Here is a 14,916-nt window from a genome sequence, read left to right as displayed (position 1 = left end):
GTCAAACCATACTCGAACCGATGTATGGCATTTTAACGCACCGAAGCTCTTGAATATGAAGATCCGATACCTTATCATATTGTTTGTTTTTTTCATTTCAGCATGTCGTGAAGGAAAGGAGGAACGTCCTGCTAAGAGAAAATTCGAAACTAAAGAATTTACTTTCTACTCAAAAATAATGGGTGAGGAAAGAAACTATACGGTATTTTCTCCCTCAGAAAGTAATTTACGTAAACAAAATTCACCCTTACCTGTTTTATTGATACTTGATGGGCCTAATTATTTTTCTTTTTTTAACGCTTTAGTAGAGCAATGGAGTAGTAAAAAAGAAATAGTACTACCTGAAATGATTGTAGTTTCCATTAAGCAAAACAATCGCAGTTCGGAGCTACTTCCTTCATTTATCAACAAAAAAGGAAATAGTGAGACGTTTTTAAAACACTTAGAAAAAGAATTACTTCCTGCCGTAGAGGCTAACTATAATACCTTACCATTCAGAACCTTGTTTGGCCATTCCAGAGGAGGACTTTTTGCAATAAACACACTTTTAGAAGCGCCAGAGTTATTTGATAATTATATAGTTTCCGACCCCAACTTAACTGTTGGGAATAAAGCTTTTTTTGATAAGTGGAACATTTCAAAAATAAACCTTAACAATCATAATAATTGTCTTTTTATTGGCTTGGCAGACACCAAAGAAGGTTATACACTTGACGAAGTTCTGGAAACCGACTCAAACACCCACCCACATATGCGAACCATTTGGTTATTATGTAAAAGCATAGAAGAAGATACTATTAGTAATAACAATTTTAAATGGAAGTATTACGAAGGATTTGGACACAATACCGTACCAACAATGGTCGCTATGGAAGGGTTATTATCTGTCTTTGACTTTTATAGATTGGATAAATACGGACTAATATATAGTTATTTAAATGGTAAAATAAGTTATGAGCAACTTAAACAAAGTATAAAGAACCACTTTGCGAAGGTTTCGACAAAAATGGGGATAAAGGTTTACCCTTACGAAGAACTATTATTTGAATATGGGGAGATTTTTCTTGAGGAAAATATGAAGAATAAAGCGGTAGACATGTTTCAATGGAATTTAGATAACTTTCCAAAAAGCAAAAAAAGTATCGAAGCTTTAAAAAATATTTATAAACAAGGCTTAAAATAATCGTAAATGACAAATAAGAATAATTGGTCTGTTTTTTTAATTGTGTTAGCCTCTTTTATTTTGGGAGTAGTTTTTAATTTAATATTTAATGTAGAACGGTTTGATGAAGACCTTGACACAGCAGAAATCAATACACTCACTGAAGTCATGCGAGGATTAAAAAATCTTGAAGACGAAATTAATGTAAATCTTGAGGACGAAATCAATGCCAAAGCTGCATGCAAATATGTTCTAAAGAATTTTAAAAATAATGAAGGCGTATCAGATTCATTAAAACTATCCCTGACACTTGCCTGGGTTTATACTCATCTTCAGCCTGACTATGGCCCAATAGAATATCTTACTCATAATCCTTTCGCTAAAATCTCCAATGAAAATCTTCGATTTAAGATTCTCAATTTCTATAGATTAAGTCTTCCGGCTACGGTAAGTGAATCAAAAATCAGACAACAGTATATTGAAAAAGTAAAAATGCTAATGCCTAAGTGGTTTGGATCAATCAACACCAATACATACAACTATGAAGCTATTGAACCTATAAATTATGAAAAATTAAGAGTTGACAATGAATTATTGTTTCATCTCAAAACTCAGCAAATCGAAACAACTCGCTACTCATATGAGCTGTCTAATATGTTAAAACATATCAGGACAATTAAAGAAGAATCTGAGGCTGAACTCAATAAATTAGATAGAACAAAATAAAGGATATACCCTTTTGTGTATCATTAGAAAAAAGGAATTAATTGACAAAAACATTTGGAATATTACTATTGTTGGTATTTGCTCTAAAAATTAGTGCGCAAAATAATTTTGGTAAAACCATTGTCGTTCCTATGCCTTCAGGTAATGAAACCATAGATAGAGAATTAATAGTTTCAAAGTTAATAGAACTAAAACCTGGAGATACACTTCAATTCTCTTCAGGTACTTATCTAATCTCGAATAAAATTCAAATTGATATTAACGGCATAACGCTTAAAGGAAATCCTAATAAAACCATAATTAGAGGATGTCATCCGGATGATTTCACAGAACATTTGTATGGAATATTTAATTGTGGGGGATTTGAGCTTGTTGGACAAGGAATAACTGTTGAAAATTTTATTTTTGAATACGCCTGGCACGGATTAATGATAGGGTGTTGTTTACCCGACGATTTGGAACAACTTGAGAGCGGTGCCAATATACAAATAGAACAATATGGAGGGCACTTAATTAAAAATAATCTTTTTCGATATAATTCCACTGGAATAAGAGTCGTTGGAATTAATCCAAACACCGTAGTGATTCGGGATAACATTTTTCAAGATAATTATCATGGCCTGACAATTAATGGATCTAATGTTTTAGTAAAAGGAAATAGATTTTACAGTATAGAACCTGAAAAAATACCCATTGATAGCGCTATAGATAATGCCATTGGTGTTCTTCCTTTTTCTTCTATGTTTCCACCGGAAAACCAACCCGAATTAAATGGTGATTGTCAAGATATTGAGATAATTGAAAATACTATAGAGAAGATAGCAAACGATATTAGAATAAATGATTTTAATTTATGTAAAAATGTTATTGTTAAAGATAATATTATAAAACAATAACCACACACAACACTGTATCTAAGCCATTAAAATAGCTTACATACTTACTGGTATCGGTAAGACTTTTAATTACAAGGTTGAATTCATAATATTTTTGTTATTAATAATTAGAAATTTTAACTTAAATTATATAATTAGTTTTGATTTCTAAAGCTCAATTTTATAAACGAATTAGAAGAATGATGATAAAGAATTGTTTTACCCTCTGCATTTTAGCCTTAGCTTGTCTACATACGTTACCCATATTGGCTCAACATCATCATGAGGGCTTGCGTCAATGGGAAATCCCTAGTATGGATCCGGATCGGATTATGTTAACATTTCACGGTGATCCGGCAACAAATAGAGCCGTAACCTGGCGCACTAATACAAGTATTGTGAAGGCCGTTGCCCAAATAGCCGAGGCCACGGTGAATTCAACTTTTGAAGATAATGCCACGACCATAGATGCCGTTACGGAGCCATTTGATTTGGGTTTATATAAAGGAAACACTTCTCTTATTGTCCATTATCACAGTGTCATTTTCGAAGGACTGAAACCTAATAAACTTTATGCTTATCGCGTTGGAGATGGGGATAATTACTGGTCTGAGTGGATCCAATTCCGCACAGCAAAAACTGATTATTCCCCAACTAAATTTGTGTATTTTGGCGATGCTCAGAACGATGTTTTATCGCATTGGTCGCGCGTGATTCGAATGGCCTATCAAACAGCTCCTGACGCCTCCTTCGTCATTCATGCTGGAGACCTTATAAACAGGGCGCACCGCGATTTAGAATGGGCAGAATGGTACAAAGCAGGTGGCTTTATCCATAGTCAATGGACGGCCATACCTGTTGTGGGTAATCATGAATTTAGTCCCCTTGAAAAAGGAGAGCCCAGAAAACTTTCCATACAATGGAGGCCACAGTTTACACTACCTGTTGAACAAAGTTTACCGTCAGAAATACATGAAACCGTTTATACTGTCGATTATCAGGATATAAGAATCATTGTGCTTAACTCGAATGAGGAGCTTGAAATGCAGACTGAATACATCGAAAAACAGTTAAAAAGCTCTTCGAAAAAATGGAATATCATCACTTGCCACCACTCGGTATTTTCGCCTGCTAAAGGCCGGGACTTTCAATTTGCCCGAGAATATTGGAAACCCTTATTTGATAAATATAATGTAGATCTTGTACTAAACGGACACGATCATACCTACGCCAGAGGACATGTCCCTGTTCGAAGCTCCGATTCTAATAAAAGTAAAAATTTGAGTACCGTTTATGTGACATCGGTGAGTGGCCCCAAGCAATATAAATTAGATCCTAAACAATTGGAATCTTATAGCTCAGAGGGCTATAAGCTAGACCAATCTGCTGAGGAAACACAATTCTTTCAGGTCATCAGTGTCACGGGTAAAAAACTAACCTATGTTGCCTACACCGCTTTAGGGGAAGAATATGATCGGGCAACTATCATCAAAAACTTTAAGACGGGTAAAAAACAACTATTGGAAGTGAAAGATTAGTTCTGTTTTAGTCATAGGGCTTAATACGCTTTGCAAGTTATTATTAACATGAAGTCTTCTGATGAGTAGGCTAGAATTTGTTTTAAATAACTTTTTGAAAGTATTAAGCTAACTATATTATAAGAATTTTTCTATATTTAAACGATATAAATATAGTGGAGCTAAACACAATTGTGTTTAGCCATACGTTGTAGCCAATTAAGGAAATCCTACGAATAATGAGGAATTTAATGTCATTATTATTTCTAACTTTTACTTTATCTGTTACTGCTCAAAGCAGGGATGAAATAATTTCCGTTATGAAAGATTATACCAAAAATTATGGTAAAGAGAATTACAGTTTCGATTTTGTGGATACCAAACTAAATCCAGCAATTCTTAAAGTCGAAAAATTAACCTGTGAAAACGATGATGTGGAATTATTTGACAATTTTATTGAAATGATTTTGAAAACAAAAGGTTCCGCAAATGAAACACCAGCCGATGTTTTAGGCGGAGTTTTTATTTGCAAACCTAAATTGGTTGAAAATCGGCTGACAGAAAAATATAAGGACCAGTTTTTGCTTAATATTTTAGAATTTGGATTTGGAAATAGAACTTATGACAAAAAAGGAGAAATCGAAAATTATGCGGAATTGGAAAAAAGGCTAAATCGAATTATAAAATAACTGGCTACAACAACGTATAAAATTCATTGCTTGGTTCTCGCCCATCGGAAAATCCTGCGGATTTTCCTACGGTCCGGTTTAATTTGCTAAATTAGTTACTTAATCACGCAACAAACCTTATACTAAACGTTGTACAACATAAACCTGACCGAAAAAAAATGAAAGTTTACGGAAAATGTAAAAAATGTAACGCTGAGATTAGTTATTCAACCAATTCAGGTACAAGGGTTGAATTTGCAATGCAAGAAGGAGAAAATATGACTTTGACTTGCCAAAAATGCGGAATAAAAACTGACTTTTTCGTGGATGAACTTTATGCTAAAGAATCAAAAATCGCACAAATTAGCGCGGGACTGATTTTTTTTATCGGAACGCCAATAATGTTCCTTTTTGTAAGTCCCGTATTTATGCAAAGTAGAAGCAATTATGTGATCTATATTATTGGCGGATTTTTATTAATTCCTGTTATTATTTATGGAACTATAAAAAAACAAGATCAAATGCGGGTAAACTCATTTAACAGAAGTAGGATGAAAGGTCGGATTCATAAAATTAAATAAAAATACGTTGTACAACAATGGCTAAAAGTAATTGCTTATTCCCGCTTACCATGAAAATTCCTGCGGAATTTTCAGCTTTGTGTGTACTTGTAAATTTAATAACTAATCTACGCAACTACTCTTAGCCGAAACGTTGTAAAAAATTTAAAATGAAAAAAACATATACCATTATTACCCTTTGCTTTCTTTTAAGTTCCTGTGGTCTAAACAAAAAAATCGCCATACTTGAAAATAGAATTAACTCGTTAAATGACAGCATTGAATCATTAAAAAAACCAAACTATAAAATTATAGAAAAGGGGAAAGGATATTTTGGAGAACATATAACTTACGTGGGCATAGATGCTGGGAAATATAACAAAGCGAGCGAGAACGTTTTTATAGGCAATTCAGCAGGAGCTACTTCTCATATGACAAGAAATTCTCTATTGGTTGGTTATCATTCGGGCGTAAATTCAAGAGGATATGGTAACGTGGTAATTGGCAATTATGCTGGTCAGAACATTAATGGTAATAATAATACATTAATAGGTAAAGCAGCAGCTAATCAGAAAATAGGAGACAATAACATTGTAATTGGAACTCATGCTGGTCAAAAATTTGGAAACTTTTCTAATAAACTTATTGTTGAGAGCTCTGATTCAGAACATCCTTTATTATTCGGTGATTTTAAAACCAATAAATTAGATGTAAATGCTGATTTAAAAGTTAAAGGCTCATTTGTTATCATACCTACCACCTCAATACCTGACGAAATAGAAGAGGGAACTATTTATTATGATTTGAATACTAAAAAGTTAAAAATCTGGAATGGTCATAAATGGGATATATTGAATTAAAAAACTTTTTACAACAATGGCTATAAGTAATTGCTTGTTCTCGCCTACTTCTGAAAATCCTCGCGGATTTTCAGTTTGGTGTGTACTTGCAAAGTTAAGTGCTAAACCACGCAACTACTCATAGCCGAGACCGTTACAAGCAATTTAAAAACAGCACTTTGATTGATATAGAAAAATACGAAAAACAACTGAAAACTAAAATTGAAATGTTTTCTGGGAGTTTTATGAATAATTCAAAATGGACAAAGTTGTTTATTGGATTATCAAATAATCTTACTGAAATAAAAAAGTGTTATATCAAGAGTGTTTTTGATGATATTCTTCGAGAAATAAAAATACCAAAAACGGATAATTTTAATGACTCATTTTCTAAAACTGGAATAAAAGACAATATTCTGACTGGAGGACCTTGTGAATTTAAGGAAATTGAGCAAATCATTTTCCCTTATGAATGGAAGTCTGACAGACAAATGAGAGACCAAAAACTAGAACCGAAAAAGTTCAATCAAAATATTGATAAAATAAAAATAATGACCGATTCAATTGGGGAATTTGAAATGGAAATTGATAATGAAAATTTAATAATTTATGGTTACCGATAATAAAAAACTGCTTGTAACATTGTATATAAAAAATTGCTGTTTTTTACTTAACCAATGTTCGTTGCTTTGTTTGCTAGCTTCTGATTTTCCTTCGGAAAATCCTCGCACACAAACACGCAACATTTCATATACGTAACCGTTGTAGCCAATTAAAACCAAGAAAATTCATTGAACAAAATATCACAAATAACAAGACAGAATATATTTGACTTTATCCAAGTAGAAGGTTTTTGGTGGGCTGGAAGACTTGAAGAAGCTAATTTCTTATCAAGAATGTTTGATTTGGAAAATATGCCTTCCTACGACAACCGTTTTCCGAATGCAGCAGGAGATATTTGGCAACATAGAGTTAATAACTATGACTGGGAAGATAATTGGATTTTTAATGACGACCGATTCAATCTTTTAAACTGTGACGACTCAAAATTTTTGAATTTCATTTGCGAAATGATTCATCCATTAGTCAGAGCAGATAAGGAAGAAGTTAACAAATTACTTCAGATTTTTAATGACAATTTAGCTGATGATAATTTTGAGGTTGTAGAAAAAACTCGAATATCGAATAAACCAATTTTTGTTGGTAGAATTAAAATAAACGGAAAAGAATCTATTGAGAAGAAAGGAAAAGAAATAAAACAGATTTTAAATGCTGATTACGTTTCTCAACAAATAAATTTAATGGAATCCTCAATTGAGAATTCACCACATATTTCAATTGGTTTAGCAAAAGAATTAATTGAAACTTCGTGTAAATCAATTTTTGACGAAAGAAAAGAAGAATATGACAAAAATTGGGACTTACCGAAATTAATGAAAGAAACGACTAAATTATTAAAACTAACACCAGATGATATTCCTAACGAAGCAAAAGCAGCGAGTTCAATAAAACAAATCTTAGGAAGTTTATCATCTGTTGTACAGGGAATTGGAGAAGTAAGAAATGAATATGGAAGCGGACACGGAAAAGACGGGAAATTTAAAGGATTACAACCAAGACACGCTAAATTAGCAGTGGGAGCAGCTTCTACATTGGCGATTTATTTATTAGAAACACACGAACTAAAAAAATAACTGGCTACAACAATGGCTATAAATAATTGCTTGTCCTCGCCTACTTCTGAAAATCCTTGCGGATTTTCAGCTTGGTGTGTACTTGCAAAGTTAAGTGCTAACCCACGCAACTACTCATAGCCGAGACCGTTACCCAACATTACAACAGAGCTAAATATTAACATGTTTACAATAAAACAAAGCCATAATGTCAATTAAAACTAAAAGAATTGAATCCATTGATATTTTAAGAGGACTCGTTATGATTATTATGGCATTAGACCATACAAGAGATTATTTTCATTACAGCGCTTTTTTGGGAGATCCTACAAATATGGAAACTACCACTCCTTTTTTGTTTTTTACTCGCTTTATAACTAATTTTTGTGCTCCGGTATTTGTATTCTTAGCCGGTACTTCGGCTTTTTTATACGGCACTAATAAATCCAAACCAGAACTTTCCAAGTTCTTACTAACTAGAGGACTTTGGCTCATTATTTTAGAAATCACTTTAAATAACCTCATTTGGACTTTTGATTTGACCCATGAGATAATAATTTTTCAAGTTATTTGGGCTATTGGTTTTAGCATGGTTTGCTTATCATTTCTAATATACTTGCCAAAAAAAGCAATTCTTAGTATTGGTATTATATTAGTTGCGGGTCATAATTTATTAGATGGAATTGTATTTGAAGGCACCAGTTTTAAATCTGTGATTTGGTATTTATTGCATCAACAACAACGTTTGCCCCTATACCCTTTTAAATTAGCAGTATTTCATTACCCTGTTATTCCATGGATTGGATTGATGGTTCTAGGCTATTGCTTTGGCACCTTTTACACAAAGAAATTTGAAGTTTCAATAAGAAAAAAATGGTTATTAATTTTAGGAGTAAGTTCCATTGCATTATTCTTCATTTTAAGAGGAATAAATGTTTATGGAAATCTATTACCATGGTCTGTTCAAAAAAATACAACTTTTACAATTTTGTCATTTTTTAACGTTACCAAATATCCACCCTCATTAGCCTATTTATTAATTACAATGGGACCTTCTTTATTGTTTTTATACGCTATAGAAAATTATAAAAACAGGGCTACTAATTTCCTCTTGGTGTTTGGAAGAGTGCCACTATACTTTTATTTTGTTCACGTGTTTGTTATTCATGCTTTTGCTATAATTGGCATTCTTGTTTTTGGTGGAAATTGGCATGACTTAATTGGCAAAGGATCTGGATGGTCATCAAACTTAGTCAACTATGGTTATTCCTTATTTATCGTTTATATTGTATGGATGAGTATAGTTATTTTACTATACCCTAGTTGCAAAAAATACATGATTTATAAAGCAAATAATAAAGATAAATGGTGGTTGAGTTATTTATAAATCTCAGCTATTCACACATGCGGGATAGTTAGTTCATGGCAAAACTAATTTCACAATCGTTAAAAAAACGTTGGGTAACACCGTGTATAATTAATTGCTATGGCTAGTGCTTATCACGAAAATTCCTTCGGAATTTCCTCTGGCAAGTATTTGTTTACTAAATTAGTTGCTGCACACGCAACTAACCATACACCAAACGTTGGCATTCATTCTGACTCATTTAGAACAATAATAAATGAATTTAAGCAAGACTTTAAAAAAAAATGAATTAAAATATTTAGTAGTCATTCTACTATTACTGTTAAGCGGGTGCAAGGAAAATTCGGAAAAATCAAATTCTGATTCTTTTTATTTTCTATCTGAAAAGCCAAGCGGAACAAATGATTTTGAATTCTTATTTGAACAAATTTCTAATTTACAAAAGCAAGATCGGCTTGTCGGAGCCGAGGTCTTAATTATTAGAAACGACACTATTCAGCTACACGAAGTAGTCGGTTGGAGTGATAAAGAGAAAGGACAAAAGCTACAAAAGAATAGTATTTATAGGATTCGATCAATGACAAAGCCCATTATCGCTTCGGCGATATTGATATTAATGGAAGATGGCAAAATTTCATTAGATGATAAAGTCGCGAAATACATTCCAGCATTTAACAATGCTAAATCTGATAACATCAAGATCAAACAATTGCTGAGTCATACTAGTGGACTAAAGAGTCACGATTTCGAGGAAATTGGTTTATCAAAACGACCTTATGAATTTGAAACTTTGAGAGAGGTGGTCGATGAAATCGGTGAGATTGGGGTCCTCAAGGATCCAGGTTTATTTTACTATAGTGGTTCAGGCATAGCTGTCTTAACTGAATTGATTACAATTACTTCGGGTATGCCAGCAGAAGAATTTATTCAACGGCGCATTTTCAGACCACTGAAGATGTTGGATTCCTATACGACTTTTCACCCTGATTTAAATTGGGCTACAAATCTGAATCCTGCGTATGAATGGAATGATAGTATTAACGATTTCACGCAATATTGGAACGCTTCACTTGAGCCGGAATATAAATATTTCAGAGGTCATGGGGGCGTCTATACGACTGCGATGGACTATGCCAAGTTCCTTTCTATGTGGCTAAACAACGGGAGTTTTAATGACAATCAAATTTTATCAAAAGAGGTTGTCTCAATGGCCCAATCGACAGTAACCCCATTGTCAGTGACAGCTCCCTTTTCCCATCAATCCTTAGCATGGAGAGTGTTAATGCAAGATTCAACTTCATCTAAGATAGGATTTTATATGCATGGAGGCTCTGATGGGACTGTTGGTATGGTTTATCCAAATGAGCATACAATTGCATTGTACTTTAATCAGTCGCGAAATCACATAAGAAACATTTTTGAAAATTTAATGGCTATAACAGATCCATATATAAAATACAGAAAATGGAATTATAATAATCAGTTTCTTGATCAGTGGAAAGAAATATTAGATTCAGAAATTCACGAATTACCAAGTATAAACCAGATTGACTCCCTTTTGGGAAAGTATGAATGTATATCAAATAATAGATTCAATTCAAAACTGTTAAAAATCAATAATAACCTGATATTGAAAAATATTAATACAGGATTCGAAAGTAAACTACTTCACCTTAAGGAAAGCGAATTTATTTGTTGGTTTAGACCTCCAGAATATGGATTTTTATCAAAAATAACCTTTCTAAATGACGATGAACAAAATCGAAGTTTTACTTTGGAATGGATTAATAAGAAGAAATTTAAGTTTAATAAAATAGAATAAACGAAATGCCAACACGCGTTATAAAACATTGGGGTCTAAGTGGTTATTCAAACATTCTGCCACGTATTAAGTTCAGTGTAACTGGATAGGAAATTAACCCGTAGTCCCCAACGATTTCATACCGCCACCGTTACCACACATTTAAAAAAAGATGATGACAAGAAAAGTATACTTCACAATATTTGTTTTGATTGTGTCCTGTAATTTGACTTTTGGACAATGGCCAATGTCAAACGACCCTGAATTTAACTCTGAAGTAAAAGAGCCAACTTATAAAAAGGGGAAAGGACCAAAAATACTCTTAGATGGTGCTCACCATAATTTTTTTATTCAATGGGATTTTATAAAACCATTTTCTGATTTAGCCAATAGTGATGGATATCAGACCATAGTCGATAGTTTAAAATTCACGCCTGAATATTTAAAACGTTTTGACATTGTAATGATTATAACTGCACTTCCATTCGACTTCACAACAAAAACCGAGGTGACAGACGAAATAACATTTAGCCAAGATGAGATAAATAGCTTGTATGATTGGGTTAATAATGGTGGTTCACTTTTAGTTTTTAGTGAACATGCACCATTTGACCAGGCAATTAACCCACTACTTAATCGGTTTGGAATTGAATCAAGTATTGGGAGAGCAATTGATAGTTTGAACTATAATAAAAAAATTGGGAATACAGGATGGATTGAATTCACACATCAAAATGGAGGATTAAAAAGGGACCACCCAATTATAAAAGGGAGAACAAAAGAAGAAAGAATAACCAAACTAATGACATTTGGAGGAAGCGCATTAACAGCCAAGAAATACACAAACTTGTTAGAATTATCAGAAACTTCGGAAAATGTAATTCACTCTACAGGAGTTGGACCAATCGGAAAAGGCAACTCTCAAGCTTTGGCTGGAATTATTGGAAAAGGAAAAGTTGTCGCTCTTGGAGATTCAAACGGTTTTACAGCAATGATTTTTGATAGAGAAGAAGGTTCTAAACAACCTGCTGGAATGAATCTCAAAGAATACGACTGGAAACAATTTGTATTGAATACATTACATTGGCTTTCAGAATAAAAAAACGTGTAGTAACAATGGCTATAATTCATTGTGGTTTTGTACCACACCAAAATAAAAGTATAAATCAAACGGCTGGATTTCGGCAGAATAATCCTGCGGATGATTCCACAACGAAATCATAGCCTAGACCGTTACCCAACATTAACCACTCAAATCTAAACTGAAAGAAAAAATTGAAAGCTGAATTTATTTATCAACCGACCTCTGGTCAATATGAAGAAAAAACTTTTGACCTAAATACAGTTTGGAAAAGTCAAATTTGGAGTTGGATAAAATTCACAACAAATAGCGGAATTGATTGGGTTGGAATGTTTCGAGGAGAACCTAAAAAAGTTGCAATTGCGGAAAAAATAAATCAGGTTGCTATTTTGACAAGTGACGGATTTTATATATTAGATATTGAGAAAAGAGAAACTCTATTTTTTGACCAACAAATGGAATTTAGAGATTTAGCGGAAATTCCAACTCAAGATAAATTTATTATTGCGGATTATGACCAAATTGGAACATTTGACAAAAACCATAAAACGGAATTTATAAATCTCGAATTTGGAATTGACAATATTGTATTTGGAAAATATAGCGGAATAAAACTAAAGTTAAACTTTGAGAAATTGCCTGATTATGAAATTATAAACGGTTTTCTAAATACGGAAAATTGGAAAATTGAATCCGAATAAAAACGTTGGGTAACACCGTATATAATTTATTGCTAGTTCTAGCATACTTACGAAAATCCTCGCGGATTTTCTATTCGGTTTTTATTTGCTAAATTAAGTGTTTAACCACGCAACAAACCATATACAATCACGTTGGCAATAATTACTGAATGAGAAAATATTGTATCATACTATCTTTTTCGCTTTATCTGTATTCATGTGGTCGATCCAATACCACCCAGGAAGTCGAAATAGTTAATCCAATTGATAATGTCACACTTTCTGGCAGTCTAACTTTACCAAAAGGTTCTGGTCCCTATCCAGGAGTTGTGTTAGTGGCAGGAACCGGTAAAATGGATCGTGATCAAACCTTTGAAGGGCACAAGTTTTTTAAAGTGCTTGCCGACTATCTCGCTGAGAATGGAATAGCTTCCTATCGGTATGACAAGCGGGGAGTAGGTAAATCTTCGGGGAATTTTGACAGTGCCACGCTCAAAGCATTTTCCTCTGACGCATTAGAAGCACTGAAATATCTTAAATCGCACTCAAAAATTAGCTATGCGGGATTCATAGGCCACAGTGAGGGTGGCAAAGTAGCACCTATGGCAACCTTAAACAATGAGGTCTGCGACTTTTTGGTATTAATGGCTCCTCCTGGCCTGCCTTCAGACCGGACACTGTTAAATATGACAGAAGCTGAATTGCGAGCTAAAGGTGTAGAACATGGTGTGATTCAAAAGCAAATTGATATTGAAACACAAATCTGGGAACTAGTTAAAACAGGTGATAACATTGCTCAAACAAGGGAGATGGTTAAAGACTTAATCAGCCTAAATATTAATCATTACTATTATTTAAAAGACACAAAAAAAGAGGAGTTGGATGCAAAAATTGAACAGGATGCGAATTGGTTTGTGAACTCTGTAAATTTTGAGGAAATGCAGAATTATATCGATTCCAAAATGCTATCTGAACTTAATTGTTCTGTTTTTGCTATTACCGGAGATAAAGATTTATTCGTAGTATACCCAGGTGAATTTGATATGGTAAGAACGTTAATTGAATCAAACAGTGAAATAGAAAGCACATTTAAGGTTTATCCCGGACTTAATCATCTATTTCAAAATTGCGAAACAGGTTTAATTGAAGAAGTCAGCAAGATCTCTGAAACCATGGATTCCGAAGTAATGGCTGATATTTCGGAATGGATAAAAAATTTAAAATAACTATTGCCAACAACATATATAAGCCATTAAAACGGCTCATATATTAACCGTTGGCAAACATTAAGACCAAGTTTATTGAAAAATTGATGTATAGAATATTAATTTCAATTATCGTACTACTGACTTTATCATCTTGTAACGTTCAAAAGGAATTTTATGAAAACGGAAACTTGAAAGCTAAGGGAAAAATCAAAAACGATAAAAAAAATGGAAACTGGAAACTCTTATACGAGAATGGAAACATCTATCAAATTGGAGCATATTTAAACGGAAGTGAAACTGGCGAATGGAAAATATTTCACGAAAACGGAAAAATAAGACAAATCGGAAAATTTAATAATGGAAAACAAACTGGAGAGTGGAATTTTTTTCACTCAAATGGCAATCGACAAGGAATAGGAACTTTAATAGATGCCAAAAGAACTGGAATTTGGAAATGGTATTTTGATAATGGTCAGATTCAAACAGAAAGAAAATGGAACTACGGAAAGTTAATTGAAATCATTAGTTGTTATGATGGCAAAGGAAATGAAATGGATAAAGGAACTTTGGTAGACGGAAATGGAACAATGAAAATGTATGATATTGACGGAAAGTTGCTTGAAACCTTAAAATATGAAAATGGTGAATACATAAAATAACGTTTGCCAACATCGGCTATAAGCAATTGCTAGTTATCGCTTATCCTGAAAATTCCTGCGGAATTTTCAGCTTTTTGTATACTTGTAAAGTTAAATACTAA

General features: G+C 33.2%; 15 protein-coding genes. All 15 read left to right on the top strand.

Annotated features, from left to right (window positions below):
- The first annotated feature begins 55 nt into the window (after positions 1-55).
- The 15 genes from V8G61_RS00075 (at position 56) to V8G61_RS00005 (ending at position 14,815) form a co-directional block, all read left to right on the top strand.
- Positions 56-1,183, top strand: coding sequence for an alpha/beta hydrolase-fold protein (locus V8G61_RS00075; protein ID WP_394873335.1), 1,128 nt, complete (start codon positions 56-58; stop codon positions 1,181-1,183).
- Between the two features lie 6 nt (positions 1,184-1,189).
- The gene (locus V8G61_RS00070; protein WP_394873334.1) at positions 1,190-1,888 is read left to right on the top strand and encodes a hypothetical protein; all 699 of its coding nucleotides are present in this window, start codon (positions 1,190-1,192) and stop codon (positions 1,886-1,888) included.
- Between the two features lie 41 nt (positions 1,889-1,929).
- Entirely contained in the window at positions 1,930-2,784 is an 855-nt protein-coding gene (locus tag V8G61_RS00065) for a hypothetical protein (protein WP_394873332.1), read from the top strand.
- Positions 2,785-2,963: 179 nt separating this feature from the next.
- Positions 2,964-4,301: a fibronectin type III domain-containing protein gene (locus V8G61_RS00060; protein ID WP_394873331.1), complete on the top strand. Its 1,338-nt coding sequence runs from the start codon at positions 2,964-2,966 to the stop codon at positions 4,299-4,301.
- A gap of 350 nt (positions 4,302-4,651) precedes the next feature.
- Positions 4,652-4,969, top strand: a complete 318-nt coding sequence (locus V8G61_RS00055) for a hypothetical protein (RefSeq protein ID WP_394873329.1) — start codon at positions 4,652-4,654, stop codon at positions 4,967-4,969.
- A gap of 158 nt (positions 4,970-5,127) precedes the next feature.
- Complete coding sequence (locus V8G61_RS00050) at positions 5,128-5,529, top strand: hypothetical protein (RefSeq protein WP_344741648.1); 402 nt, start codon at positions 5,128-5,130, stop codon at positions 5,527-5,529.
- A gap of 149 nt (positions 5,530-5,678) precedes the next feature.
- A complete protein-coding gene (locus V8G61_RS00045; RefSeq protein WP_394873327.1) occupies positions 5,679-6,368 on the top strand; it encodes a hypothetical protein in 690 nt (229 codons plus the stop codon).
- Between the two features lie 158 nt (positions 6,369-6,526).
- Positions 6,527-6,970 (top strand): hypothetical protein, encoded by a 444-nt coding sequence (locus V8G61_RS00040; protein ID WP_394873325.1) that lies wholly within the window; start codon positions 6,527-6,529, stop codon positions 6,968-6,970.
- A gap of 168 nt (positions 6,971-7,138) precedes the next feature.
- Positions 7,139-8,041, top strand: coding sequence for an abortive infection family protein (locus V8G61_RS00035; RefSeq protein WP_394873323.1), 903 nt, complete (start codon positions 7,139-7,141; stop codon positions 8,039-8,041).
- A 187-nt stretch (positions 8,042-8,228) separates the two neighbouring features.
- On the top strand, positions 8,229-9,407 hold the full coding sequence (locus tag V8G61_RS00030) for a DUF1624 domain-containing protein (RefSeq protein WP_394873322.1): 1,179 nt from the start codon (positions 8,229-8,231) through the stop codon (positions 9,405-9,407).
- Positions 9,408-9,642: 235 nt separating this feature from the next.
- Complete coding sequence (locus tag V8G61_RS00025; RefSeq protein ID WP_394873321.1) at positions 9,643-11,208, top strand: serine hydrolase domain-containing protein; 1,566 nt, start codon at positions 9,643-9,645, stop codon at positions 11,206-11,208.
- A 151-nt stretch (positions 11,209-11,359) separates the two neighbouring features.
- Positions 11,360-12,286: a hypothetical protein gene (locus V8G61_RS00020; protein ID WP_394873319.1), complete on the top strand. Its 927-nt coding sequence runs from the start codon at positions 11,360-11,362 to the stop codon at positions 12,284-12,286.
- Between the two features lie 176 nt (positions 12,287-12,462).
- Positions 12,463-12,969: a hypothetical protein gene (locus tag V8G61_RS00015; protein ID WP_394873317.1), complete on the top strand. Its 507-nt coding sequence runs from the start codon at positions 12,463-12,465 to the stop codon at positions 12,967-12,969.
- 149 nt (positions 12,970-13,118) lie between these two features.
- Positions 13,119-14,174: an alpha/beta hydrolase family protein gene (locus V8G61_RS00010; RefSeq protein ID WP_394873315.1), complete on the top strand. Its 1,056-nt coding sequence runs from the start codon at positions 13,119-13,121 to the stop codon at positions 14,172-14,174.
- 86 nt (positions 14,175-14,260) lie between these two features.
- Positions 14,261-14,815, top strand: coding sequence for a toxin-antitoxin system YwqK family antitoxin (locus V8G61_RS00005; protein ID WP_394873312.1), 555 nt, complete (start codon positions 14,261-14,263; stop codon positions 14,813-14,815).
- Positions 14,816-14,916: the final 101 nt, after the last annotated feature.

Origin of the sequence: Gaetbulibacter sp. M240 (assembly GCF_043876815.1) — a bacterium.
Taxonomy (GTDB): domain Bacteria; phylum Bacteroidota; class Bacteroidia; order Flavobacteriales; family Flavobacteriaceae; genus Gaetbulibacter_A.
The sequence above is the reverse complement of the archived record's forward strand: the minus strand, read 5'-3'. Positions and strand labels throughout refer to the sequence as shown.

Bases quoted from the DNA above. Each gene is read 5' to 3' on its own strand.
- V8G61_RS00010 (WP_394873315.1), top strand. From the start codon at position 13,119: ATGAGAAAATATTGTATCATACTATCTTTTTCGCTTTATCTGTATTCA.
- V8G61_RS00060 (WP_394873331.1), top strand. From the start codon at position 2,964: ATGATGATAAAGAATTGTTTTACCCTCTGCATTTTAGCCTTAGCTTGT.
- V8G61_RS00025 (WP_394873321.1), top strand. From the start codon at position 9,643: ATGAATTTAAGCAAGACTTTAAAAAAAAATGAATTAAAATATTTAGTA.
- V8G61_RS00075 (WP_394873335.1), top strand. From the start codon at position 56: ATGAAGATCCGATACCTTATCATATTGTTTGTTTTTTTCATTTCAGCA.
- V8G61_RS00050 (WP_344741648.1), top strand. From the start codon at position 5,128: ATGAAAGTTTACGGAAAATGTAAAAAATGTAACGCTGAGATTAGTTAT.
- V8G61_RS00070 (WP_394873334.1), top strand. From the start codon at position 1,190: ATGACAAATAAGAATAATTGGTCTGTTTTTTTAATTGTGTTAGCCTCT.
- V8G61_RS00005 (WP_394873312.1), top strand. From the start codon at position 14,261: ATGTATAGAATATTAATTTCAATTATCGTACTACTGACTTTATCATCT.
- V8G61_RS00045 (WP_394873327.1), top strand. From the start codon at position 5,679: ATGAAAAAAACATATACCATTATTACCCTTTGCTTTCTTTTAAGTTCC.
- V8G61_RS00020 (WP_394873319.1), top strand. From the start codon at position 11,360: ATGATGACAAGAAAAGTATACTTCACAATATTTGTTTTGATTGTGTCC.
- V8G61_RS00030 (WP_394873322.1), top strand. From the start codon at position 8,229: ATGTCAATTAAAACTAAAAGAATTGAATCCATTGATATTTTAAGAGGA.